Origin of the sequence: Amycolatopsis sp. La24 (genome assembly GCF_029087445.1) — a bacterium.
Lineage (GTDB): Bacteria > Actinomycetota > Actinomycetes > Mycobacteriales > Pseudonocardiaceae > Amycolatopsis > Amycolatopsis nivea.
In genome coordinates this window covers 38,878-60,961 of record NZ_JARACH010000049.1, presented here as the reverse complement: position 1 = coordinate 60,961, position 22,084 = coordinate 38,878, and the positions used below count along the sequence as shown (strand labels likewise).

21 protein-coding genes and 1 tRNA gene are annotated in these 22,084 nt (G+C 69.5%); 10 read left to right on the top strand and 12 right to left on the bottom strand.

All coding sequences use genetic code 11. From position 1 onward, the window contains the following. Positions 1 to 22: 22 nt before the first annotated feature. Positions 23 to 448, top strand: a complete 426-nt coding sequence (locus PUT80_RS33875) for a pyridoxamine 5'-phosphate oxidase family protein (RefSeq protein WP_037820294.1) — start codon at positions 23 to 25, stop codon at positions 446 to 448. Positions 449 to 1,110: 662 nt separating this feature from the next. Here the strand turns inward: PUT80_RS33875 and PUT80_RS33870 are convergent. The 4 genes from PUT80_RS33870 to PUT80_RS33855 form a co-directional block, all read right to left on the bottom strand. After that, a complete protein-coding gene (locus PUT80_RS33870) occupies positions 1,111 to 2,091 on the bottom strand; it encodes a ribose-phosphate diphosphokinase (protein ID WP_037820198.1) in 981 nt (326 codons plus the stop codon). Then, positions 2,088 to 3,584, bottom strand: a complete 1,497-nt coding sequence (gene glmU, locus PUT80_RS33865) for a bifunctional UDP-N-acetylglucosamine diphosphorylase/glucosamine-1-phosphate N-acetyltransferase GlmU (protein WP_238604215.1) — start codon at positions 3,582 to 3,584, stop codon at positions 2,088 to 2,090. The genes PUT80_RS33870 and glmU overlap by 4 nt, the downstream gene beginning before the upstream one ends. 45 nt (positions 3,585 to 3,629) lie before the next feature. Then, positions 3,630 to 5,309, bottom strand: a complete 1,680-nt coding sequence (locus tag PUT80_RS33860; protein ID WP_238604216.1) for a GGDEF domain-containing protein — start codon at positions 5,307 to 5,309, stop codon at positions 3,630 to 3,632. Between the two features lie 90 nt (positions 5,310 to 5,399). Further along, positions 5,400 to 5,471 (bottom strand) — tRNA-Gln (locus tag PUT80_RS33855). Between the two features lie 197 nt (positions 5,472 to 5,668). Between PUT80_RS33855 and PUT80_RS33850 the strand changes: the two genes are divergently transcribed. Together PUT80_RS33850 and PUT80_RS33845 are read left to right on the top strand one after the other, a co-directional pair. Next, positions 5,669 to 6,628 (top strand): acyl-CoA desaturase, encoded by a 960-nt coding sequence (locus PUT80_RS33850; protein WP_275294552.1) that lies wholly within the window; start codon positions 5,669 to 5,671, stop codon positions 6,626 to 6,628. 148 nt (positions 6,629 to 6,776) lie between these two features. Further along, entirely contained in the window at positions 6,777 to 7,367 is a 591-nt protein-coding gene (locus tag PUT80_RS33845) for a TetR/AcrR family transcriptional regulator (RefSeq protein WP_134667546.1), read from the top strand. A gap of 4 nt (positions 7,368 to 7,371) precedes the next feature. Here PUT80_RS33845 and PUT80_RS33840 read toward each other — a convergent pair whose 3' ends face one another. Genes PUT80_RS33840 through PUT80_RS33830 form a run of 3 tightly spaced genes read right to left on the bottom strand, consistent with a single transcriptional unit; the run spans position 7,372 to position 8,694 of the window. Beyond that, positions 7,372 to 7,752 carry a VOC family protein gene (locus PUT80_RS33840; RefSeq protein ID WP_134734439.1) on the bottom strand — a complete coding sequence of 127 codons (381 nt, stop codon included), beginning with the start codon at positions 7,750 to 7,752 and terminating at the stop codon, positions 7,372 to 7,374. After that, the gene (locus PUT80_RS33835; protein ID WP_275294551.1) at positions 7,752 to 8,150 is read right to left on the bottom strand and encodes an NUDIX domain-containing protein; all 399 of its coding nucleotides are present in this window, start codon (positions 8,148 to 8,150) and stop codon (positions 7,752 to 7,754) included. The genes PUT80_RS33840 and PUT80_RS33835 overlap by 1 nt, the downstream gene beginning before the upstream one ends. 10 nt (positions 8,151 to 8,160) lie before the next feature. Beyond that, positions 8,161 to 8,694, bottom strand: coding sequence for a MarR family transcriptional regulator (locus PUT80_RS33830; RefSeq protein ID WP_134667526.1), 534 nt, complete (start codon positions 8,692 to 8,694; stop codon positions 8,161 to 8,163). 31 nt (positions 8,695 to 8,725) lie between these two features. Between PUT80_RS33830 and PUT80_RS33825 the strand changes: the two genes are divergently transcribed. Then, on the top strand, positions 8,726 to 9,442 hold the full coding sequence (locus PUT80_RS33825; protein ID WP_275294550.1) for an SDR family oxidoreductase: 717 nt from the start codon (positions 8,726 to 8,728) through the stop codon (positions 9,440 to 9,442). A 2-nt stretch (positions 9,443 to 9,444) separates the two neighbouring features. Here PUT80_RS33825 and PUT80_RS33820 read toward each other — a convergent pair whose 3' ends face one another. The 3 genes from PUT80_RS33820 to PUT80_RS33810 are packed head-to-tail and all read right to left on the bottom strand — an operon-like array spanning position 9,445 to position 12,396. After that, entirely contained in the window at positions 9,445 to 10,602 is a 1,158-nt protein-coding gene (locus tag PUT80_RS33820; RefSeq protein ID WP_275294549.1) for a PQQ-dependent sugar dehydrogenase, read from the bottom strand. A gap of 19 nt (positions 10,603 to 10,621) precedes the next feature. Continuing rightward, positions 10,622 to 11,275 carry a response regulator transcription factor gene (locus PUT80_RS33815; RefSeq protein ID WP_037820214.1) on the bottom strand — a complete coding sequence of 218 codons (654 nt, stop codon included), beginning with the start codon at positions 11,273 to 11,275 and terminating at the stop codon, positions 10,622 to 10,624. Next, entirely contained in the window at positions 11,272 to 12,396 is a 1,125-nt protein-coding gene (locus tag PUT80_RS33810) for a histidine kinase (protein ID WP_275294562.1), read from the bottom strand. Before PUT80_RS33810 ends, PUT80_RS33815 begins: the two co-directional genes overlap by 4 nt. A 146-nt stretch (positions 12,397 to 12,542) precedes the next feature. Here PUT80_RS33810 and PUT80_RS33805 point away from each other — a divergent pair, with 146 nt between their 5' ends. Further along, positions 12,543 to 13,148, top strand: a complete 606-nt coding sequence (locus PUT80_RS33805) for a methyltransferase domain-containing protein (RefSeq protein ID WP_167754463.1) — start codon at positions 12,543 to 12,545, stop codon at positions 13,146 to 13,148. Beyond that, the gene (locus PUT80_RS33800; protein ID WP_275294548.1) at positions 13,120 to 13,626 is read left to right on the top strand and encodes a DedA family protein; all 507 of its coding nucleotides are present in this window, start codon (positions 13,120 to 13,122) and stop codon (positions 13,624 to 13,626) included. Before PUT80_RS33805 ends, PUT80_RS33800 begins: the two co-directional genes overlap by 29 nt. On the opposite strand, the gene PUT80_RS33795 is transcribed toward PUT80_RS33800, so the two are convergent. After that, positions 13,604 to 14,380, bottom strand: coding sequence for a helix-turn-helix transcriptional regulator (locus PUT80_RS33795; protein WP_134734434.1), 777 nt, complete (start codon positions 14,378 to 14,380; stop codon positions 13,604 to 13,606). The genes PUT80_RS33800 and PUT80_RS33795 overlap by 23 nt on opposite strands. 87 nt (positions 14,381 to 14,467) lie before the next feature. On the opposite strand from PUT80_RS33795, the gene PUT80_RS33790 reads away from it, so the two are divergent. Both PUT80_RS33790 and mfd read left to right on the top strand, forming a co-directional pair. Beyond that, a complete protein-coding gene (locus PUT80_RS33790; protein WP_275294547.1) occupies positions 14,468 to 15,409 on the top strand; it encodes an LLM class flavin-dependent oxidoreductase in 942 nt (313 codons plus the stop codon). Positions 15,410 to 15,415: 6 nt separating this feature from the next. Next, a complete protein-coding gene (gene mfd, locus PUT80_RS33785; RefSeq protein ID WP_063762927.1) occupies positions 15,416 to 18,994 on the top strand; it encodes a transcription-repair coupling factor in 3,579 nt (1,192 codons plus the stop codon). A 404-nt stretch (positions 18,995 to 19,398) separates the two neighbouring features. Here mfd and PUT80_RS33780 read toward each other — a convergent pair whose 3' ends face one another. Continuing rightward, positions 19,399 to 19,812, bottom strand: a complete 414-nt coding sequence (locus tag PUT80_RS33780) for a hypothetical protein (RefSeq protein ID WP_275294546.1) — start codon at positions 19,810 to 19,812, stop codon at positions 19,399 to 19,401. Positions 19,813 to 19,893: 81 nt separating this feature from the next. On the opposite strand from PUT80_RS33780, the gene PUT80_RS33775 reads away from it, so the two are divergent. Continuing rightward, positions 19,894 to 20,892: a hypothetical protein gene (locus PUT80_RS33775; RefSeq protein WP_336162092.1), complete on the top strand. Its 999-nt coding sequence runs from the start codon at positions 19,894 to 19,896 to the stop codon at positions 20,890 to 20,892. Beyond that, complete coding sequence (locus PUT80_RS33770) at positions 20,889 to 21,803, top strand: MazG family protein (RefSeq protein WP_275294545.1); 915 nt, start codon at positions 20,889 to 20,891, stop codon at positions 21,801 to 21,803. The genes PUT80_RS33775 and PUT80_RS33770 overlap by 4 nt, the downstream gene beginning before the upstream one ends. Positions 21,804 to 22,084 lie beyond the last annotated feature (281 nt).

The following is a 22,084-nucleotide window of genomic DNA, read 5'->3' as shown; positions in this document are numbered from 1 at the left end:
CCTGGTGGCTAGCTTCGAGGGCATGGTGTTGTCGAGGGAAGAACGGGAACAGTTTCTGGCCGAACCGCACATCGGCGCGCTCTCGGTGGTCGAGCGCCCGGACCGCGCGCCGTTGACGGTGCCGATCTGGTACCAGTACACGCCGGGCGGCGAGTTGTGGGTGATCACGCCGCCGGAATCGCGCAAGGCAAAGGCGATCCAGGCGGCGGGACGGTTCAGCCTGATGGTGCAGCGAGTCGAGCCGACGGTCCGGTACGTGTCAGTGGAAGGCCCGGTGGTGCGGACCCGACCGGGCAGCCACGAGCTGACGTGGGAGATGGCTGCGCGGTACCTGCCTGCCGACAAAGTGGCGGGGTATGTGGAGTTCGAGCGGACGCAGCTGGGCGAGCACATGGCGATCCATATGCGGCCGGAGAGGTGGTTGTCTGCGGATATGGGCGGGGTGTGAGGTCGTGCTGGTGCGAGGGGAGGAGAGCAGGGTGAGGGGTGCTTTTGGCTGACGACAGTGGGTGGCTGCTCGGAGCGCGTGCCGGAGACGGGTGGCGCTGAGCTGGCGCGGGACTGCTTGAGTGCTGCGGTGAGTGCGGGCGGGTGAGGGGCTGAATGCGTGCTGCGGTGAGTGCGGGCTGTCGCGTGCGGGCGAGGGGCTGAATGCGTGCGGTGCCGAGCGCATGTGCCGTTTGTCCGCGTGGGGCGCTGAAACGCATGCGGCTCTGCCGGAGTGGCGTGCTGTCCGCCTGCGGCGCTGCTTCGCGTGCGGTGGGTTCGCTTGAGCGTTGAGCGTTGAGCGCGTGCGCCATCTGGCCTGGTGCGGCACCGGGCGTGTGCTCTTCGCCCGGGCGTGGCGCCGAGTGTGGGTGCAGCGGCGAGCGCGTGCGGCTGTGCCCGAGCGAGGTGCCGTCCGCGCGCGGCCCTGCCCCGCGTGCTGTGCCGTTCGCGCGGGGCACCGCGTGTGTGCCCTCTGCCCGGGTGCACTGCCGGACGTGTGGGTCCGACGAACATCCCCGCCAACCGAGCACAGTCAGCAAACGACGCGACCCGAGCCAGCCGCTGCGACCTGATCCAGGCCGCGCCGCCAACCCGGGCCGCGTCGTCAGAAGCTGCTGTAACTCAGGCGTTGCCGTCGAACAGCGACGTGACCGAGCCGTCCTCGAAGACCTGCTGGATGGCTTCCGCCAGCATCGGCGCGATGGACAGCACCGTCAGTCCCGGGAAGCGCTTTTCTTCCGGGATCGGCAGCGAGTTCGTCACGATGACCTCGCGGGCCTTGCACTGCGAGAGCCGTTCGGTGGCCGGGTCGGAGAGGATGCCGTGGGTGGTCGCGATGACCACGTCCGCCGCGCCTTCCTCGAGCAGTGCCTCGGTGGCCTTCACGATCGTGCCGCCGGTGTCGATCATGTCGTCGATCAGCACGCAGAGCTTGCCCTCGACCTTGCCGACCACGCGGTTGGCGACGGCCTGGTTCGGCTTGTCCGGGTCGCGGGTCTTGTGGATGAACGCGATCGGCCGGTCGCCGAGCTGCTGCGCCCACTTCTCGGCCAGGCGCACGCGGCCCGAGTCCGGCGAAACGACGGTGATGTCCGCGTCGCCGTAGGTCGACTTGATGTGGTCGGCGAGCACCGACTGGGCCAGCAGATGGTCGACCGGGCCGTCGAAGAAGCCCTGGATCTGCGCGGTGTGCAGGTCGACCGTCATGATCCGGTCCGCGCCCGCGGTCTTGAACAGGTCCGCGATGAGCCGCGCCGAGATCGGCTCGCGGCCCTTGTGCTTCTTGTCCTGCCGCGCGTACGGATAGAACGGCATGACCACGGTGATCCGCTTGGCGCTCGCGCGCTTGAGCGCGTCCACCATGATCAGCTGCTCCATCACGTACTCGTTGATGGGCGTGGTGTGCGCTTGGATCACAAACGCGTCGGTACCGCGCACCGACTCCTCGAACCGCACGAACAGCTCGCCGTTGGCGAACGTGTGCGCCGTCTGCGGGGTGATCGTCACGTTGAGGTGCTTGGCGACCTCTTCCGCGAGCTCGTGGTGCGCACGGCCGGAGAAGAGCATCAGATTCTTCTTCGGCGTACCTGACTTCGGACTCATGCTGGCGACTCCCCGTCGGTTCCTGCTGCTGACTCGGACACAACGGTGTCCTGCTGCTGGGCGGCGAGAGCAGCTTCCGCTGCCTCCGCCGCGGGCGTCCCCGGCCTGCGCCGGACCGCCCAGCCTTCGATGGTGCGCTGCGGACCGGCCGACAGCGCCAGTGAACCCGGCGGAACGTCGTCGCGGATGACCGCACCGGCTCCACTGTAAGCGCCGTCCCCGATCCGCACCGGCGCGACCAGCGTGTTGTCCGCCCCAAGCCGGACATGCGAACCGACAACGGTCTGGTGCTTGCTCACCCCGTCGTAGTTCACGAAGACGCTGGAACAGCCGATGTTGCTGTGGTCGCCGACGATCGCGTCGCCTACGTACGTGAGATGCGGCACCTTCGTCCCGGTGCCGATTTGCGCGTTCTTCGTCTCGACGAACGCGCCCAGCTTGCCCTTCGCGCCGAGCTTCGTGCCCGGCCGCAGGTACGTGTACGGACCGACGTTGACGCCGTCGCCCAGCTCAGAGCCCGAACCATGCACGCGGACGACCGACGCGCCCGCGCCGATCCGCACGTCGGTCAGCGTGGTGTCCGGGCCCACAACGGAGCCTTCGCCGACCGAGCAATGGCCCTTGAGCTGGGTGTTCGGCTCGATCAGCACGTCGCGGGAGAGCGTGACGTCCGCCTCGATCCAGGTGGTGTTCGGGTCGATCACCGTGACGCCCTCGCGCTGCCAGCGGCGCACGATGCGGCGGTTGTACTCGGCGCCGAGCACCGAAAGCTGCACGCGGTCGTTCACGCCCTCGGTGACCCACGGGTCGTCGACGACCAGCGCGCCGACGCCCTTGCCGTCCTCGCGGGCGATGCCGAGGACGTCGGTGAGGTAAAGCTCACCCTGCGCGTTGTCCGTCGACAGCCGCGACAAGCCGTCGATCAGGACAGCCGCGTCGAAGGCGTAGACGCCGGAGTTGATTTCGGTGATCGCGCGCTGGTCCGGCGTCGCGTCCTTGTGCTCGACGATCGCGCTGACCGAACCGTCGGCGCCGCGGACGATGCGGCCGTAGCCGGTGGGGTCGGCGACCTCGGCGGTGAGCACGGTGACCGCGTTGCCCGCCTTGGCGTGCTCGGCCCGCAGGGATTCCAGGGTTTCGGTGTCCAGCAGCGGAACGTCGCCGTAGCTGACGACCACGGTGCCGGTGAGTCCTTCCGGCAGCTCGGCCAGCGCGCATGAAACGGCGTGCCCGGTGCCCTTCTGCTCTTCCTGCACGGCGGTGGCGACCTCGCGGCCGAGCGCCTTGCCGACCCGGTCGAGTTCGGCGCGCACGGCGTCGCGGCCGTGTCCGATCACGACCACCAGATGCTGCGGCGCGAGGCCGGCGGCGGCGCGCACTGCGTGTTCCACCAGCGGCCTTCCGGCGATCGGGTGCAACACCTTAGGAGTGGAGGAACGCATGCGGGTGCCCTCACCCGCAGCGAGGATCAGCGTGCTCAGCGGGCCGCTCACGAGTCTCCCAACGATTCACCGGTGCGTTGACGAGCACCAACGATCCTACGTGGGGTCCTCAGCGCTCCACGCGGGGTCGGTCGGAGCCGTTTCCCCAGGCCAGCCGCTCGTGCCGTCGCCAGCCATCGAGTTGGCCGACGCCACCTGGTTGCCACCGCCGCGTTTCGCTTCGTACATCGCCGCATCTGCGCGTGCGAGGACCTGTTCGGCCCGCTCTTGCGGACGCAGCGACACCAAGCCAATGGACAACGTCACACCGTGCGACAGGTGATGCGGCAGTGTCGCGACCGATTTGGCCGCGCGGCCGAGCGCCATCTTCGCCGCCGACGCCGGTGCGCCGGGCAGCAGCACGATGAATTCGTCGCCGCCGTAACGGGCCACCACGTCGTCGCCGCGCAGGGCGTCGCGCAGAGTGCTTGCGACAACACGCAAAACGTTGTCGCCCTCGGCGTGCGACTGCTTGTCGTTGACGCCCTTGAACCCGTCGAGGTCGACCAGCGCGACCGCGAGCGGCTGGGCGTCCGCCGACGACGCCAGCGCGCGCAGGCGTTCGTCGAGCGCGCGGCGGTTCGGCAGGCCGGTAAGCGGATCCTGCAGTGCCTGCTGGGTGATCGCGCCGTGCTCGGCGGAAAGCCGTTCATGCTCGCGGCGCGCGTTCAGCGTGGCGATCTGCGATTCGCGCAGCGCCCACATTTCGGTTTCCAGCGCGGTCGCGTAGTCGATCAAAGACTGGCTCGCCGCTTCCGGGTCGAGCCGGGCGAGTTCGCGGGAGAGGGTGAGCCGCATCGACGGCTGCGAGACGTCCTCGGCCAGCACGTCGCGGGACTCGCGCAGCACCTGCAGCGCGTCGGAGCGGCGGCCGGCCGCGTCGAGGCAGCGGGCCAACGCGATCGCGACCAGCTCCTGCTCGTGCGGGTAGTGGTGGCCCAGATGCATGCCCTGCAACCGTTCGACGTGCTCGGCCGACGGGTCGTGCAGCGCGAGCGCCGCGGCCAGCACGCCGACCTGGTCGACCGCGGACACGCCGATCTTGCGCGGGAACAGGGATTCGGCGAACGGGCCCTCGGCGGCGACCGCCATCGACGCGGCGGTGCGGAACTTCTCCGCCGATTCGTCGTACTGCTCGATCCGCTCGAGCCGGAGACCCCAGCCGAGCAGCATCTTGACCCGGTTCATCAGCTGCAGGGTGATCTCGTGCGGGCTCGCGCTTTCCCGGATCGCCTGGTGCGCGCGGCCGATCACCTCTTCGGCGGCCTCGTAGACGCCGAGCTGGTTGAGCACTATCCAGCAGTCGATGAGCGCCATCGACTGCATGCGGTTCCAGTTGCGGACGCCGACCTGGCGGTCCGGGATCGTGGAGTCGTCGAGGATCGCGAGCGCGCGGGCGATCTCGGTGAGCGCGGCGTCCTCCTGCGCGGCGAGCACCAGCCGGCGTCCGCGCAGCGCGTGCGCGTCCGCGCGCAGCAGCGAAAGGCCGTGCCGCCGGGTGTGCGCGAGCATCTCGTCGAGCCGGGGCTCCGCTTCGGCCGCGAGACCGCGGGTGACGAGCCGGGAGAACGCGGAGGCGCGCAGCAGCTGGGCGACGAGCGTGGGTTCCCCCCGCCGGAGGGTTTCCTCGAGCAGCTCGTCCATGATCTTGACGATCTCGAGCTGGTTTTCGTGTTCCTGGCGCTGAACGGCCGCGATGAGTTCCCGCGCGCGCCCGACCAGCCACGCGTCCGACATTTCGACCAGGGTCGGGCGACGGGCGCCCGCGGGGTCGCTCGGTTCCTCGCTCAGCCGCCCCCACTCCCATCGCCCTCGCCGGATGTGCAGCTCCGCCGCCAGGATTCGAACCTGAACTGTCAGAACCAAAATCTGAAGTGCTGCCGATTACACTACGGCGGATCGGTCCAGGTCAGGATAGCGATGATCGAGGACGGGGGCGCCAGGAGGGGGAGGCGTGCGCCACAGGCCCGTCCCGGGCATCGGGCAATCGGACTTTTCGGGCCTCCACAGCGCCGGAAACCTCCTGTACCGTAACTTACGACACCGTAGGTAAGGGCACCCTTCGCAAGGGGTTGTGAGAGGAAAGAAGTGAGCGCATGACGGCCACCCTCGATCGTTCTCAGTCAGCGGGCGACCCGCCGAAGGGCCCCAAGCCGATCATCGACGGACAGCGCGGGATCGGCGTTCAGCTGTCGGTGTACTTCGGGGTGCTGCTGCCGATCGTGGCGCTGCTGGTCGCGGTTCCGTTCGCCTGGGGCTGGGGGCTGACCTGGACGGACGTCGCGCTCTTCGTCGTGTTCTACGGGATCAGCGGGCTGGGCATCACCGTCGCCTACCACCGCTACTTCACCCACGGTTCGTTCAAGGCCAAGCCGTGGCTGCGCGTCGTGATGGCGATCGCGGGCAGCATCGCGTTGCAGGGCCCGGTGATCACCTGGGTGGCCGACCACCGGCGCCACCACGCGTTCTCCGACCGCGACGGCGACCCGCACTCGCCGTGGGCGTACGGCACCTCGCCGCTGGCCATCGCCAAGGGTTTCTGGCACGCGCACATGGGCTGGCTGTTCGACCGGGACCAGAGCAACCAGGCGCGGTTCGCGCCGGATCTGGTGAAGGACCCGGCCATCCGCAAGGTCGACGACCTGTTCTGGCTGTGGTCGCTGGTGAGCCTGTTCGGACCGGCGCTGCTGGGCGGCCTCATCTCGTGGTCGCTGTGGGGCGCGGTGACCGCGTTCTTCTGGGCGGGCCTGGTCCGCGTGTGCGTGCTGCACCACGTCACCTGGTCGGTCAACTCGATCTGCCACATGATCGGCGAGCGCCCGTTCACCGCCCGCGACCGTTCGGCGAACTTCTGGCCGCTGGCGATCTTCTCCTTCGGCGAGTCCTGGCACAACCTGCACCACGCCGACCCGACCTCGGCCCGGCACGGCGTGAAGCGCGGCCAGATCGACATGTCGGCGCGGCTGATCTGGATGTTCGAGAAGTTCGGCTGGGTGCACGACGTGCGGTGGCCGACCCCGCAGCGGCTGGCCCGGATCGCGGCCGAGAGCAAATAACGGTGTGAATGGCAGTGCCGGTCAGTGCCGGTGAGAACCGGCATTGCCACGCACGACTACCCTGCAGTGAATGGCGGGGAGACGACGGGCGAAACGAGAAGCGGCGGTCACCGGCGCGCGGCCGGCCGCACCGGTCGCCCGGGTGCGCATGACCGGCAGCGAGCGCAGGCAGCAGTTGCTCAACGTGGCACGCGCATTGTTCGCCGAAAAAGGGTTCGACGGCACCTCGGTCGAGGAGATCGCCGCGCGGGCGAACGTGTCGAAACCGGTTGTCTACGAGCACTTCGGCGGCAAGGAAGGCATTTACGCCGTCGTCGTCGACCGGGAAACGCAGCTGCTGCTCGACCGGATGATCTCGACCCTCCACGGTGGACACCCGCGGGTGATGCTGGAGCAGGCGGCCGTCGCGTTGCTGAGCTATGTCGAGGATTCCCACGACGGTTTCCGGATTCTCGTCCGCGATTCCCCGGTCGCCAGTTCCACCGGCACCTTCTCGACGGTGCTCAACGACATCGCGAGCCAGGTCGAGCACATCCTCGCGCAGCAGTTCGCCGCGCGCGGGTACGAGGAGAAGCTGTCCGCGCTTTACGCGCAGGCGCTGGTCGGCATGGTCGCGCTCACCGGGCAGTGGTGGCTGGACGCGCGCAAGCCGAAGCGGGACGAGGTCGCCGCGCATCTGGTGAATCTCGCCTGGAACGGGTTGTCCCACTTGGAGAACAAGCCCCGGTTGCTCGGCTGAGTCCTCAGCTTCCGGACGGCGCGTTGCTCAAATCCACGACGCAGAACAGGTTGCCGTCCGGATCGGCGAGGACGACGAAGTCCGGCTCGGGCGGGTAATGCGGCCAGTCGACCCGTTGCGCGCCTAGCCCGATGAGCCGTTCCACCTCGGCGCGCTGTTCGTCCGCGGTGTCGGTGTAGAGGTCCAGGTGCAGCCGCGGCAGGGGTTCGGCGGGCGAGTCGCTTCGCATGAGGCCGAGTGCGTGCGCGCCGCCGGGATGGGCCAGCGTCTTCCACGTCGCGCTCGCCCATTCCGGATCCTCGACAAGCCCGAGTGCCTCGCACCAGAACCGCATCGCGCGTTCGACATCGGCGACTCCGAGCACCGTTGTCCCGAGTCGCAGCATCAGACCAGTTTTCCTTGCGCGTGCAGGTCGTCCAGGATCAGCTGGACCGTCGCCGACACCTGGTCGCGATCAGCATGGGCGAGCCAGCCGAACGATTCGATCTCGCTGCTCGGCTTCAGTTCGCCGGTGTACTTCGCGGTGTAGCAGGTCATCCGCACCACGACGCCGTCCGCCTTGCCGTGCGCCTGCGCTTCCCAGGTTCCGGCCAGCTGCGCGGAAGCCGGATCCAGCGTCACGCTCAGTTCCTCGGCGATTTCCCGGACCAGCGTTTCGACGTCCGACTCGCCCGCCTCGCGTTTCCCGCCCGGCAGGTACCAGGTGTCCTTGCCCGCCGAGCGCGCGGCGAGCAGCTTGCCGTCGACCACGTGCAGCCAGGCGACTTTGTCGATGGAGGGCATGTCCGCCACCCTACCTCCGCGCCCGCCGGTCGAGGTCCGCGAGCAGGATGCGCAGGAGGTCGGCGAGCTGATCGCGCTGCGCCGGGGACAGCGCGGACACCAGGGTTTCCTCGTGCTCCAGCAGATCTCCGACGGTGCGTTCGATCAGCTCGTGGCCAGCGTCGGTGAGCTCGACGTACACCCCGCGACGGTCCGAAGTGGACTTCACCCGGCGGACGTGCCCGTCGCGTTCGGCACGCGCGGTTTGCTGGGAGATCGCGCCGGGGCTGACCCGGCAGCGTTTCGCGAGTTCGCCCGCGCTGAGCCGGTACGGCGGCCCGGCCCGGCGCAGCGTGCTGAGCAGGGTGCGGGTGGAGGCGTCCATCCCGAGGTCGAGCATGGTCGCGCGCCGGTCGTCTTCCAGCAGTTTCGCGATGTGCCAGATCCGCGTGATCACGCCGATGGACGACACCGGCGTGCCCGGCCGCTCTCGCAGCCACGCCCGCTGAATCTCGTCCACCTCGTCGCTTGACGGGTTTTCCCCGCCGCCGGTACCGTCGTCCACCAGAGGTACTTTAGCAATAAAGGACGTGGGGATGAATCGGGAAGCGGTAGTAACCGGGGGCGGTACCGGAATCGGGTACGCGATCGCCGCGGCGTTTGCCAGGGCGGGTGATCGGGTCACGATCACCGGGCGGCGCGAGGACGTGCTCACCGAGGCGGCGGCGCTGCTCGGCGCGCGTGCGGTGAGCTTCGACGCGAGCGATCCCGAGGCGGTCGAGGCGGCGCGCGACCAGCTGCCCGAACGGATCGACGTGCTGGTGAACAACGCCGGCGGCAACACAGATTTCCTGCACGAAGACAGCCGAGACCTGAAAGCGCTCGACGCTGCCTGGACGGCTAATCTTCGCGCGAATCTGTTCAGCGCCGCGTTCGTGACGACGGCGCTACGGGACCGGCTGGCCGACAACGGCCGCATCGTCACGATCGGTTCGATCGCCGGGCACACCGGCGCCGAATCGTACGGCTGGGCGAAAGCCGCGGTGGAGGTGTGGAATACCGAAACCGCACGGCAATTCGGGCCGCGCGGGATCACGGCGAACATCGTCGCGCCGGGATTGATCATGGACACCGAATTCTTCCGCGGGAAACTCTCCGCTGAACGCCAGGAGCGGCTGATCGAGAACACGATGACGAAGCGCGCGGGCAAGCCGGAGGATGTCGCCGAGGTGGTGCGGTTCCTGGCTTCCCCGGAGGCCGGGCACGTCACCGGCCAGGTCGTGCACGTGAACGGCGGCGCATACGTCGGCTGACCTCAGCCGGGGGTCACGCGCAGCACTTTGTCGTTGCTGCCGTTGGAAGTCGTCACGTACAGCGAGCCGTCCGGTCCGCTTCGAGCCGCGCGCAACCGGCCGAATTTGTCGTTGAATTCCGCGGGCAGCGTCACTCCGGTGACCTTCGCGGCCGCGTCCAGGTGCAGCAGCAGGAGTTTCTGTCCCTTCAACGCGACCACGACCAGTGCGCCTTCGTTCGCGCCCCACTGTTTGCCGGTGAGGAAGGCGTCGCCGCTGGTCGCCTCGGTGATCTGGCCAGTCGTCCACAGTGGACGAACCGCGTCCGGGAACCGCTTGGTGTCGGTCATCGGCACGCTCTCGTCGTAGCTGGGGTCGGTGCCGCCCTTCGACGGATCCCAGCCGTAATTCCCGCCTGGGCGCAGGAGATTCACCTCGTCGTCGAATGCCGGTCCGTGTTCGGAGGTGATCACCTGACCGGTGCCCGGCCGGATCGCGACGCCCTGCACGTTGCGGTGCCCGTAGGTGTAGATCCGGCGTTCGTTCGGATCGGAGGAGGACTGGAAGGGGTTGCCCGGCAACGGTTCCCCGGTCTTCGCGTTGATCCGCAGCACCTTGCCGCCGAGGCTGTGCCGGTCCTGCGCGACCGTGGACCGCGCGGTGTCGCCGGTGCCGACGAGCAGCGCGCCGTCGGGAGCGAGCGTCGGGCGGCAGCCGGAATGGCGTCCGCTCGGATTCACCGGCAGCCCGGTGAGCAGGTCGCGCACCTTCGCCGCGCTCGCGCCGTCGTCGGCGAGCCGCCAGGTGACGAGCCGGACGTCCACCGCGCGGCCGTTTTCCTGGTGGGTCTGGCAGGTGGTGAACTCGCGTGAGGTCGCGAAGTCCGCCGCCAGCACCAGACCCATCAGGCCGCCTTCGCCCTGCACGAGGACGTCGGAGAAATCGGCGCGCACGTCGGTCGTCCGGCCGTCGCGGACCAGCGCGAGCTTGCCGGGCCGCTGCGGCACGAGGAGCGAACCGTCGGGCAGGAAGGCGACGTCCCAGGCGTGTTCGAGGCCGTCCGCGACCTCCTGCACGGCGAACCGGCCCTGCTCCGGCTTGGCCGGGGCGGGGGCCGAGGCGGGCGCCGCCGAGCAGGCGGCGAGCAGCAGGGCCGAGGCGAGCACCGCGACGAGACGCATGGGTCCAGCATGCCCCGATTCAGCCGCCGGGACGTACCAATCCGGATTCATACGCGAACACGACCGCGTGCACCCGGTCGCGCAGCCCGAGCTTGTTCAGCAACCGGCCGACGTGCGTTTTCACCGTCGTCTCGCCGATGAACAGCGTCCCGGCGATCTCGGTGTTCGACAGTCCGCGCGCGATCAGGCCGAGCACGTCCTTCTCGCGTTCGGTCAGCGTCTCCAGTTTCTGCTCGTCCAGCGGCGTCCGGTGCGCGCTGAGATAGCGGTCGAGCAGGCGTTTCGTGACCGACGGCGACACCATCGCGTCGCCGCGCAGCACGCCGCGGATCGCCACCAGCATCTCGTCCGACGGCGCGTCCTTGACCAGGAATCCGCTGGCCCCGGCGCGCAGCGCGGAGTAGGCGTACTCGTCGAGGTCGAAGGTCGTGATCACCAGGACCGAGGTGTCCGGCAGTTCGGCGCAGATCTGCGCGGTGGCCGCGACGCCGTCGAGCACCGGCATCCGGACGTCCATCAGCACGAGGTCCGGCCGTCGCGCGCGGGCGAGTTCGACGGCTTCCGCGCCGTCGCCCGCCTCGGCGACCACCTCCAGGTCGGGCTGGCTGTCGACGATCATCCGCAGCCCGACGCGCACGAGTTCCTGGTCATCGCAGATCAGCACGGACGTCATGCGGCGTCCGTCCGCAGCGTGGCCGCCACGCGGTAGCCGCCGTCCGGCAACTCGCCGGTTTCGAGCTTGCCGTGGTACATCGCGACGCGCTGCGCCATGCCGGTGAGGCCGCGCCCGGACCCGGGCAGTCCCGCCGCGGCCGGTTGCCGTCCGCCGGAATTGGTCACCTCGACGCGGATTTCCGGACCGGCGAAGGCGACCCGGACCCGGCCGGTCGCGTCGGGCGGCGCGTGTTTGAGCATGTTGGTCAAGGCCTCCTGAACGATGCGGTACGCCTGAAGCGCGACGCCGGCGGGCAGGTCGGCGATGTCGCCGTCGACTTCGAGCGTGATGTCGCGGCCGGACTGTGCGACGAGCGTGCGCAACTGGTCGAGCGTCGGCTGCGGAGCGCGCGCGGGTTCGCCAGCATGCATCACTTCTAACAGCCGCCGTAGCTCGGCGAGCGCGGAACGGCCGGTTTTGCTGATGGTGTCGAGCGTACGGTCGACAGCATCCGGATCGTGATGGCGCGCGAGCTTCGCTCCTTCGGCGTTCAGGACGATCACGCTCATGCTGTGTGCGAGTACGTCGTGAAGCTCGCGCGCGATCCGTGTGCGCTCTTCGGCGACTGAAGCGCGACTGCGGGCTTGTTCCTCGGACGCCGCTAACTCCGCTCTTAACCGTTCTTCTTCGGACAGTTGCTCTTTCGTGCGGAAGAACGCGCCGAGCGCCCACGCTGCCAGGTACAGCGGCAGTGGGCCGAAGATGGTGAGCGTCGGGTTCAGGGTGTTGGCACCCCAGGTGAATCCCCAGAAAGTGTCCAGGCCGACGACAGCTACCGCGAAGCCGATGAACCATCTGTCGCCCGCTTTGACGAGCGTGTACAGCATGACTGCCATCGCGAGGTCGCTGCGGCCGCGGTCGTACGCCCAGATCTCGTTCGTATAGACGACAGCGACTCCGATGAGGATCAGGAGCGCGACAGTGCGCGGATAGCGGCGACGCACCAACAGCGGCAGCAGGAACAGCATCGACACCATGCGGATCGGCCAGGTCGCCTGATCCGCGATGTTGGGACCGAAGGCGGCGAAGACGGCGTACAGCGGCAAGTCGAGCAGCCAACGCTGCTTGCGTCCCCACATCACCAGTCCACGCACGAAACGAACGTAACTCGCGGACGTCGTCGCGCGCGTCGTTCCGGAGGATGGCGGTGGTCCTCCGAGCGGACGACTTTTCCCGCCGACCGAGTCGATCCGCGATGACCGAGCCGCTTCCTACCGTACAAAACATGTCGATTACCAGGGAGTTCTTCCGGCATCCGATGCGTACCGGCGCGATCGCCGCCAGCTCGGCACGGCTGGCCGGAGTGATGACTGCCGGGCTGGGCGTCGAAAGCGCGCACAGCGTCGTGGAGCTAGGGCCGGGAACGGGCGTGTTCACCGAAGCGCTGCTTCGCATCCTTCAGCGCGACGCGCATTTCACTGCGGTCGAAATCAACAGGCACCTCGTACAGGAGCTTCGCGAGCGATTCCCGTCGCTGCACGTTGCGGAAGGCTCCGCGGAACACGTCGCTGCGTACGTGACCATGCCAGTCGACGTGGTCGTCTCCGGCCTGCCGTGGACAGCCATGCACGCCGCACCACAGGCTGCGGTACTGAATGCCGTCTGCGAAGTGCTGTCGCCACAAGGCCGCTTCACCACCTTCGCGTACGCGCACACCGCGTGGACGCCGCCAGCGCGTCGGTTCGCACGGTTGCTGCGAAGCCGCTTCGCGGTTGTCGAACGCACCAGTGTGGTTTGGCGGAACCTGCCGCCGGCGTACGTGTACCGCGCGGCTTTGCCGGTGCGGTCGGGACTGGACCGCTATGGACAGCCTGCTTCAGCCGCTTCTTGACGCTCCCGCGCCGCTCGTCTACCTGATCTGCGCGCTGGTGATCATGGCCGAGACGGCGCTGTTGCCCGGCATCGTGCTGCCGACGCTGTCCACCTTGCTGCTCATGGGTTTCCTTGTGCAGCGCGGGACTTTACAGCTGTGGCCAGCGCTCACGGTCTGCGTTGTGTCGGCGTTAGCGGGGGACCAGCTCGCGTACTGGGAGGGACGACTGTGGGGTCCGAAGCTGCGACGGTCGCGCGTAGGACAGCGGATCGGCGAAGCGAAGTGGGACAAGGCTGAAGCGACCGTCGCGCGTTATGGCGTGCCAGCAGTAGTCCTAGGGCGGTGCCTCGCGGGCGTACGCACTCTCGTGCCGCGCGTCGCCGGTTCCGCCGGACTGTCGTACCGACGCTTCTTCATCGGGAGTGTGTGCGCGGCAGTGCTGTGGGCGGGGGTGGAGCTGACGTTGGGTCAGGTCACCGGGTGGGTCGCGCCTTGAGCAGTTCCGCGGTGGAAGCGTCGGCGGGCAGGAAGGTTTCGAGGCTCAGCTCGGCGACCGTCACGTCGACCGCCGTGGCGAAGTGCGTGATCGCGGTGAGCAGCCGCAGTTCGCCCGCCGAGCTGGACAACTGCAGCGGCACGGCGAACCCGAGGTGGTCGCCGGACGGTTCGCCGGGCGACGGCAGGTAGCCGGTGAGTTCGTCCAGCAACGCCTGATGGCGCGGGTCGGGTCCGTTCGCCAGACCTCGGCGAGGACGTTCGAGCACGTGCTGCGCCCAATCGGCGAAGTTCTGGATCCGCGGCGCCATCCCGCGCGGGTGCAACGCCAGCCGCAGCACGTTGACCGGCGGTTCCAGCAGCTCCGCCGCGACATCCTCGGTGAGCAGGCCGAAGCTGTCGTTCGCCGCGACGAGATCCCCGTAGCGGTTCACGACCAGCGCCGGATACGGCTCGTGCCCGGCGAGCAGCGCGCGCAGCGACTCCAGCACCGGCGTCAGCGCGGGGTCGTCCATCCGGGTTTCGGGGTAGACCGGCGCGTATCCGGCGGTCAGCAGCAAGGCGTTGCGCTCGCGCAGCGGCAGGTCGAGCGCCTCGGCGACGCGCACCACCATGCCCCGGCCGGGCAGCGAACGGCCGCGTTCCATGAAGCTGACGTGGCGCTGCGTCGTCCCGGCTTTCAGCGCGAGGTCGAGCTGGCTGAGCCGACGGCGGGAACGAGCGTCGCGCAAGGCGTCGGCGAACGAAGTGGGCACTGCGCGATTCTGGCCGGTGCTCGTGTCCGCCTGCCATTCCCCGCAGGGAATTGCCGGGACGCCCGGCCGCGCTGGATCGTCGGCGACGTGGAATTCGGACTTCTTCTTCCTGCCGGACAGGCACAGCTCGAAGCAGGCGGCACCCCGCGTGCCCTCGTCGCATTGGCCCGCGAAGCCGAACGGCTCGGATTCGCGTCGATCTGGGCCGGTGACTCGCTTTCCCGTCCCCGGATCGAACCGCTCACCCTGCTCACCGCGGTCGCGCAGGCCACCGAACGCGTCACCGTCGGCACTGCCGTGCTGCTGCCCGCACACCGCAATCCGGTGCAGACCGCGATGACGCTCGCGTCCGTCGACCTGATCTCCGAAGGACGGCTGGCGGTCGGCGTCGGCGCGGGCTTCCCCGGCTTCAGCGAGCGGGAGTTCGAGCTGGCCGGGGTCGACTTCCGGACGCGGTTCTCGCATCTGGACGACGTCGTCACGCTCTGGCGCGAGCTGTGGACCGGGCAGCCGCAGTCGTTCCACGGCAAGGTGCTGCACTACGACTGGCTGCCGCCGGCGGTCCGGCCCGCGCGCCCCGGTGGTCCGCCGATCTGGCTGGGCGGCGCGACGCCGGCCGCGCTCCGCCGAACCGCGCTGCGTTACGACGGCTGGCTCCCGTATCCGCCGGACCCCGCGGACTACGCGTCCGGCCTCGCGACGATCCGCGCAGCCAGCGATCGCCCGGTCACGCCGTCGCTGTTCCTGACGGTCTACGTCGACCCTGACCCGCGCCGCGGCCGTCGCGTTCTGGAGGACTACGCGCAGGCGACCTACCGGCGTCCGTTGGCACAGATCAGCACCATCCAGGCGACCGTGACCGGCCCGATCTCGGAAGTCGCGGCAGCGGTGCGCCGCTACGCCGAGGCCGGAGCGGAGCACGTGCTGCTGCGCGTCGGCTCCCTCGAACCCGGCGCGGTCGAGCAGCAGCTGCCCCTGTTGGCGGAGGTGATCGCCGGGGAGCGAAAACTTGTCGGTGCCGCGACGTAGGCTGGGATGGTGACCGACGCTGTACTGTCCGGACTCCTCCAAGCCATCCTTCCCGACCCGGCGCTGCGCGGCGTTGTCGAGCGCGCCGGCGCCCCACTGCTCGAACTGCAAGGCGCTGTCGCCGTACGGCAGCTCGTGGCCGCCGCGCTGGCCGAAGACCCCGAGCGCGGCGGCGCGGGCCGTCCGGTGCTGGCCGTCACCGCCACCGGACGCGAGGCCGACGAGCTCACCGCGTCGCTCGGCGCGCTGCTCGGCCCCGATCGCGTGGCCGACTTCCCGTCCTGGGAGACGCTGCCGCACGAGCGCCTTTCGCCGCGCGCGGACACGGTCGGGCGGCGGCTGGAAGTGCTGCACCGCCTGCACACCGGAGACGACGAACTGCGGGTCGTGGTCGCGACCGTGCGCAGCCTCATCCAGCCGATGGCCCCCGGGCTCGGCTCGCTCGCGCCGATCGACCTGGTCGTCGGCGAGGAACAGAGCTTCGAGGACCTGCTCGAACGGCTTGTCGAGCTGGCGTACACGCGTGTGGACATGGTCGAGAAGCGCGGCGAGTTCGCGGTCCGCGGCGGCATCCTCGACCTGTTCGGGCCCACCGCGCAGCATCCGGTCCGCGTCGAGTTCTGGGGCGACGAGGTCAGCGAGATCCGCGCGTTCGCGGTGTCCGACCAGCGCTCGCTGCCCGGCGAGATCCAGCGGGTCACCGCGCCGCCGTGCCGCGAGCTGCTGCTCACGCCGGACGTCAAGGAGCGCGCGGCGGAGCTCGCCACCACGTACGAGGCCGACGCGCACCTGGCCGAAATGCTCACCAAGCTGTCCGGCGGCATCCCGGTCGAGGGCATGGAAGCGCTCATCCCGGTCCTCTGCGAGGGCGAGCTGGCGCTGCTCACCGACGCGATGCCGCAGGGCAGTCACGTGCTGCTGGCCGATCCGGAGAAGATCCGCGCCCGCGCGGCCGACCTCGTCCGCACCGGGCAGGAGTTCCTCGAGGCCTCCTGGACCACCGCCGCGGCGGGCGGACAGGCCCCGATCGACCTCGGCGCGTCGGCGTACCGCGATCTGGCCGAGATCGCGTCGCACGCGCAGGAGACAAAGCGCCCGTGGTGGACGCTCACCCAGCTGACCAGCGAAGACCCGGATGTCTACCGCGTCGGCATCGAGCCCGCGCCCGCCTACCGGGGCGAGCTGGAACGCGCGATGACCGACCTGCGCGCGCACCTCGCGTCCGGCGGCACCGGCGTGCTCGTCGTCGCCGGGCAGGGCACCGCCAGCCGCGCGGTCGAGCAGCTGATGGCCGCCGAGGTCCCGGCGAAACACGTCGAGGTGCTCGCCGACGTCCCGCCGGCCGGGGTCGTCACGGTCACCTGCGGCGGGCTCGCGGAGGGCTTCGTCTCGCCGGAGCGCGCGCTCGTGGTGCTGTCCGAGGCCGACCTGACCGGCCGCGGCGCCACCGCCGGATCGTCCACAAAGGACTTGAACACCAAGATGCCGTCGCGCCGCCGCGGCGCGGTCGACCCGCTGGCGCTCAAGGCGGGCGACTACGTGGTGCACGACCAGCACGGCATCGGCCGGTTCGTCGAGATGGTGCAGCGCACGGTCGCCGGCGCGACCCGCGAGTACCTGCTGCTGGAGTACGCGTCGTCCAAGCGCGGCCAACCCGGGGACCGGCTGTTCGTGCCCACCGACCAGCTCGACGAGGTGTCCCGCTACGTCGGCGGCGAACTGCCCACGCTCAACAAGCTCGGCGGCTCGGACTGGAAGAACACCAAGGCACGCGCCAAAAAGGCGGTCAAAGAGATCGCCGCGGAACTGGTGCAGCTCTATGCGGCCAGGCAAGCCGCGCCCGGACACGCGTTCGGCGCGGACACGCCGTGGCAGTCCGAGCTGGAAGACGCCTTCCCGTTCACCGAGACCAACGACCAGCTCGCGGCCATCGACGAGGTCAAGTCGGACATGGAACGCGGCGTCCCGATGGACCGGGTGATCTGCGGCGACGTCGGCTACGGCAAGACCGAGATCGCGGTGCGCGCGGCGTTCAAGGCGGTGCAGGACGGCAAGCAGGTGGCCGTGCTCGTGCCGACCACGCTGCTCGCGCAGCAGCACCTGAACACGTTCACCGAGCGCATGCGGTCGTTCCCGGTCACCATCAAGGGCCTTTCGCGGTTCACGCACAAGGCCGAATCGGACCGGATCCTCGAACAGCTCGCCGACGGCGAGGTCGACATCGTCATCGGCACGCACCGGCTGCTGCAGACCGGCATCCGCTACAAGGACCTCGGCCTCGTGATCGTGGACGAGGAGCAGCGGTTCGGCGTGGAGCACAAGGAACACATCAAGGCGCTGCGCACGCACGTCGACGTGCTGACCATGTCGGCGACGCCGATCCCGCGCACGCTCGAGATGTCGCTGGCGGGCATCCGCGAGATGTCGACCATCCTCACCCCGCCGGAAGACCGGCACCCGATCCTGACCTACGTCGGCGCATACGACGACAAACAGGTCGGCGCCGCGGTCCGGCGCGAGCTGCTGCGCGATGGCCAGGTGTTCTACGTGCACAACCGGGTGTCGTCGATCGAGAAGGCGGCGAAGCGGATCCGCGAACTGGTGCCGGAGGCGCGCGTCGTCACCGCGCACGGGCAGATGAACGAGGACAAGCTCGAAAAGATCATCCAGGGCTTCTGGGAAAACGAGTACGACGTCCTCGTCTGCACCACGATCGTCGAGACCGGCCTGGACATCTCCAACGCCAACACGCTGATTGTGGAACGCGGCGACATGCTCGGCCTCGCCCAGCTGCACCAGCTGCGCGGCCGGGTCGGGCGCGGCCGCGAACGCGGGTACGCGTACTTCCTGTACCCGCCGGAAGCGCCGCTCACCGAAACCGCGCACGACCGGCTCGCCACCATCGCGCAGAACACCGAACTCGGCGCGGGCATGGCGGTCGCGATGAAGGACCTCGAAATCCGCGGCGCGGGCAACATCCTGGGCGCGGAACAGTCCGGGCACATCGCGGGCGTCGGATTCGACCTGTACGTCCGGCTCGTCGGCGAAGCGGTCGAGGCTTTCCGGCGGCACGCGGGCGCGGAGCCGGCGGAGGACGAGGAACTGGCCGAAGTCCGCGTCGACCTGCCCGTGGACGCGCACATCCCGCACGACTACGTCCCCGGCGAACGGCTGCGGCTGGAGGCATACCGCAAGATCGCCGCAGCCCCGGACACTGCGGCCCTCGACGCGGTACGCGAGGAATTGGTCGACCGCTACGGCCAGCCACCCGCCCCCGTAACCCGCCTACTCGCAGTCGCAGCGTTCCGGCACGCCTGCCGTGCCGCGGGCGTCACCGAGGTCGCGGCACAAGGCAACACGATCCGGTTCGCGCCGCTGCCGTTGATGGACTCGCAGCTGGTGCGGCTGAAACGCTTGTACCCCAAGGCGTTGTACAAGGCGATCACCAACACGGTGTCGGTGCCGAAGCCGACCGAAGGCCCAGCCGGCGGCCGAATGGGCGCGCCGGTGCTGCGGGACCAGGAACTGCTCGACTGGTGCACGAAGCTGTTGGCGCAGTTGACGAAAACCCCAGCCGCGGTGTGAGCGCTGCGGCGTGCCTCGCCTGATCCGCCGCCGGTACCCGCGGCGGTCTCGATGGCGAGGCACCGCCGCGGCACTCGGGCTCCCGAACCGCGGACCTAACCCCGAGCGGTTTCGGCGGGACGAGGTTCTGCCGCTCTGGCTGCGGCGTGCTTTCCGCGGCCAAGCGTCAGCTAGCCGAAACCCCGGCGGTTGCGCCGTGGCCAGCCGCAGCGCCACTTCCTCCTGTGGCGTAGGCAGTGCCCCGCGGCCGGACATCGGCAACGGCCGTGGATGCCGTGGCACCCGGGCTCCCGAACCGCCGCCGCGGGCCTGACCCACCGTGCTGCCGTACGAAATCGGCGCGCGGCGGTCTCCCTGGCGAGCTTCTACTGCTCTGGCCACGGCGTGCTTTCCGTGGCCAGGCGTCAGCTGGTCGAGCAGACCTCGAACCCCGGTGGTTGCGCCGTGGCCAGCCGCAGCGCCGCTTCCTCCTGTGGCGTAGGTAGCGCCCCGCACCCGGACATCGGCAACGGCCGTGGATGTCGCGGCACCCGGGCTCCCGAACCGCCGCCGCGGCCCGGATACACGAGCAGCCCGCGTTCCGGATCCGGCACCGCGTCGAGGGCGGCGGTCACCGCAGGCAGGTGTCGGAAGCGATCCCGTGCCTCTTCCGACGCAAACTCGATCTCCAGCGTCACGCCCCAGCGATGGACGTGCCACGTCCACTGCTCGGCGCCGTGGGTCAGCGCGGCCTCGGTCAGACGGTCGCCGTGAGCACGTTGCCACGCGCTCGCCGCGAAGGCCCCGTCGAGGACTTCGATCGACAACCAAGAGTCCATATGTCGACAATAGCCCGCTGAATGCCTCGATGGTGTTGCGTTTCGAGGCCATGTGAGAGGGTAGGGCCTGTGATGCGGATCATGGGGCGCCGCCGTGCGCTGGGCGCCGTTCTCGCCGGAGCTTTCCTCCTCGCCGGATGCGGTACCGGCCCCAGTCAGGTGGGCATGGCCGCGGTCGTCGACGGTCAGGTCACCACCATCGACCAGGTTCAGGCGCTGCTCGACCGCGCTGTGCAGGAGCAGCCGTACGCCCGGCAGCTCGCGTCGCGGCACCAGCTCGACCTCGTCGGGCGCGAGATCGTCCGGCAGACGCTGCTGCACGAGGTCGTCGTGAAGGCCGCGCAGAAGGAAGGCATTGCCGTCGACGAGGCCACCGTCAGCGAGGCCATGCAACAAGATCCGCTCGCGTCGCCGGTGCCCGAGGCCGTCACGCAGGACCAGTCCGCGGCGGTCACCCAGCTCGTCTGGCGGCTGCGCGATCACCGCGAGGCCATCACCGACCAGTACCTGCAGCAGCGGATCGCGCTGAAGTACCTCCCGACGCTCTCGGTGAACTTCGACTACACCAGCATCGGCGCGCCGACCTCGGAGAGCCAGGCCCCGTCGATCGACCCGAAGGCCGCGCGCAGCCAGGCCATCGCCAAGGCCGAGGAGTACGCGAGCGACCCGGGCAAGATCCAGGCCGACATCCAGAGCGGCGCGCAGGGCAACGTGGGCCAGCAGGCTCCCGCGCTGTCGTCGCCGCAGGACGCCGCGACCGTGCTGTTCGGCGTGCCGGCGAACACCGCGATCGCGTTCCAGCCGAATCCGGCGAGCGCGCCGACCTGGTGGGTCACCGCCGTGGTGCGGAAGCGGACGACGGACGCGAAGGTCGCCACCGACCAGGTCCAGCAGCCGACCGCGGCTCAGCTGGGTGCGATCGGCGTGCGGATGCTCCAGCCGTACGTTGGCAACGTGGACTTCAAAATCAACCCGCGCTACGGCGTGTGGGACGCAGTCGGCATGAACCTCGCCCCCAGCGCGGCCGAGGTGACGGGCGTGGCCGTGCCGCTGCACGGCGGTGCCCCGGCGCAGCAGTGACCGGCACGGTAATCCTGGTCCGCGGCGCGACCCTGCCCGCGGCCGCTCTGCCCCTGCTTCGCACCAGTGCCGTGTACGCCGCGACCGACGTCGATCCGGCGCAGTTCGGTGTCCCGCCGGTCGGCGAGTCCTTCGCGGACATCGTGCTGCTAGCCGCTTCCCGCACCGAACCCACCGCGGCCGCCATGCTCGCCACCGGTGCCCGGTTGATCGAAACCCCCGTGCCCCCGCTCGTCGAAGCGGTCGAGGTCATGGACCGCCTGCGCTCACCCGGCGGCTGCCCGTGGGACGCCCGGCAGACGCACGAATCCCTCCGCCAGTACCTGGTCGAGGAAACGTACGAACTGCTGGAAGCCATCGAGGACAACGACCGCGCGGCCCTGCGCGAGGAACTGGGCGACGTCCTCCTCCAGGTCTTGTTCCACGCCCGCGTAGCCGCCGAACACGGCCGCGCGCCCTTCACCATCGACGACGTGGCCAGCGACCTAGTGGACAAACTGGTAGGCCGCCACCCCAACGTCTTCGCCGACGCGGCCCGCATCGCCTCGGCGGAGCACCAGGAACTGAAGTGGGAAGAGCTGAAACAGGCCGAGAAGCAACGCAAGTCCATTGTGGACGGCGTCGCACTGGGTCAGCCGGCGGTCGCCCTGGCCGGAAAACTGGGCCAGCGCAGCGGCCGGGCGGGCATCCCGCTGGATCTGTTCCCGCAAGACTCCTCGGCTCCAGCCCAACTCTTCCGAACGGCAGCCACCGCCCGTCGGGGCGGCTTGGACCCCGAAGGCGAACTGCGGGCGGTAGCGAAGCAGTTCGCCCGCGACATCCGCGCGGCGGAGACGGCCGCCCGGAAAGCCGGAGTCGAACCGGCGACGCTGGAGGCTGAAGGCTGGCGAAAGTTCTGGCCTTCGGCTTGAGCCGGTTTCGCTGCGCCGCTTGAGTTTTGCGCGAGGGCGTGATCGACGGCTGGCGGGGTTTCGCCGGGGGATTTGGCGCGTCGCTTGCTTTCTCCCGGGCGTGATGGTGTCTGGTGCGCGGCTTGCTTTCCTCGGGGCCTGCTGCGATCCTCGCCCGTGCCGTGCCGTGCCGTGCCGTGCCGTGCCGTGCCGTGCCGTGCCGTGCCGTGCCGTGCCGTGCCGTGCCGTGCCGTGCCGTGCCGTGCCGTGCCGTGCCGTGCCGTGCCGTGCCGTGCCGTGCC

Bases quoted from the DNA above. Each gene is read 5' to 3' on its own strand.
- PUT80_RS33875 (WP_037820294.1), top strand. From the start codon at position 23: ATGGTGTTGTCGAGGGAAGAACGGGAACAGTTTCTGGCCGAACCGCAC.
- PUT80_RS33870 (WP_037820198.1), bottom strand. From the start codon at position 2,091: ATGAGTCCGAAGTCAGGTACGCCGAAGAAGAATCTGATGCTCTTCTCC.
- PUT80_RS33860 (WP_238604216.1), bottom strand. From the start codon at position 5,309: ATGTCGGACGCGTGGCTGGTCGGGCGCGCGCGGGAACTCATCGCGGCC.
- PUT80_RS33850 (WP_275294552.1), top strand. From the start codon at position 5,669: ATGACGGCCACCCTCGATCGTTCTCAGTCAGCGGGCGACCCGCCGAAG.
- PUT80_RS33845 (WP_134667546.1), top strand. From the start codon at position 6,777: ATGACCGGCAGCGAGCGCAGGCAGCAGTTGCTCAACGTGGCACGCGCA.
- PUT80_RS33840 (WP_134734439.1), bottom strand. From the start codon at position 7,752: ATGCTGCGACTCGGGACAACGGTGCTCGGAGTCGCCGATGTCGAACGC.
- PUT80_RS33835 (WP_275294551.1), bottom strand. From the start codon at position 8,150: ATGCCCTCCATCGACAAAGTCGCCTGGCTGCACGTGGTCGACGGCAAG.
- PUT80_RS33825 (WP_275294550.1), top strand. From the start codon at position 8,726: ATGAATCGGGAAGCGGTAGTAACCGGGGGCGGTACCGGAATCGGGTAC.
- PUT80_RS33820 (WP_275294549.1), bottom strand. From the start codon at position 10,602: ATGCGTCTCGTCGCGGTGCTCGCCTCGGCCCTGCTGCTCGCCGCCTGC.
- PUT80_RS33815 (WP_037820214.1), bottom strand. From the start codon at position 11,275: ATGACGTCCGTGCTGATCTGCGATGACCAGGAACTCGTGCGCGTCGGG.
- PUT80_RS33810 (WP_275294562.1), bottom strand. From the start codon at position 12,396: ATGTGGGGACGCAAGCAGCGTTGGCTGCTCGACTTGCCGCTGTACGCC.
- PUT80_RS33805 (WP_167754463.1), top strand. From the start codon at position 12,543: ATGTCGATTACCAGGGAGTTCTTCCGGCATCCGATGCGTACCGGCGCG.
- PUT80_RS33800 (WP_275294548.1), top strand. From the start codon at position 13,120: ATGGACAGCCTGCTTCAGCCGCTTCTTGACGCTCCCGCGCCGCTCGTC.
- mfd (WP_063762927.1), top strand. From the start codon at position 15,416: ATGGTGACCGACGCTGTACTGTCCGGACTCCTCCAAGCCATCCTTCCC.
- PUT80_RS33780 (WP_275294546.1), bottom strand. From the start codon at position 19,812: ATGGACTCTTGGTTGTCGATCGAAGTCCTCGACGGGGCCTTCGCGGCG.
- PUT80_RS33775 (WP_336162092.1), top strand. From the start codon at position 19,894: ATGGGGCGCCGCCGTGCGCTGGGCGCCGTTCTCGCCGGAGCTTTCCTC.